This window comes from Cupriavidus sp. 01T418, from assembly GCF_056398885.1.
In genome coordinates this window covers 1-588 of record NZ_JBFTQG010000153.1, presented here as the reverse complement: position 1 = coordinate 588, position 588 = coordinate 1, and the positions used below count along the sequence as shown (strand labels likewise).

1 rRNA gene is annotated in these 588 nt (G+C 52.3%); it reads right to left on the bottom strand.

The window, feature by feature from the left end:
- Nucleotides 1–21: 21 nt before the first annotated feature.
- Nucleotides 22–588, bottom strand: a 23S ribosomal RNA gene (locus AC1DQ3_RS36670); the annotation flags it as partial.

Genomic DNA, 588 nt, shown 5'->3' with positions numbered 1-588 from the left:
TCGCAAAACGTTTTTTAAAAATTGATTAAGTCTTCGATCGATTAGTATTCGTCAGCTCCACGTGTCACCACGCTTCCACCTCAAACCTATTAACCTCGTCATCTTCGAGGGATCTTATAACCGAAGTTGGGAAATCTCATCTTGAGGGGGGCTTCATGCTTAGATGCTTTCAGCACTTATCCCGTCCATACATAGCTACCCAGCTATGCCGTTGGCACGACAACTGGTACACCAGAGGTATGTCCATCCCGGTCCTCTCGTACTAAGGACAGCTCCTCTCAAATTTCCTACGCCCACGACGGATAGGGACCGAACTGTCTCACGACGTTCTGAACCCAGCTCGCGTACCGCTTTAATGGGCGAACAGCCCAACCCTTGGGACCGACTACAGCCCCAGGATGCGATGAGCCGACATCGAGGTGCCAAACCTCCCCGTCGATGTGRACTCTTGGGGGAGATAAGCCTGTTATCCCCAGGGTAGCTTTTATCCGTTGAGCGATGGCCCTTCCATTCGGTACCACCGGATCACTAAGCCCGACTTTCGTCCCTGCTCGACTTGTAGGTCTCGCAGTCAAGCTCCCTTATGCC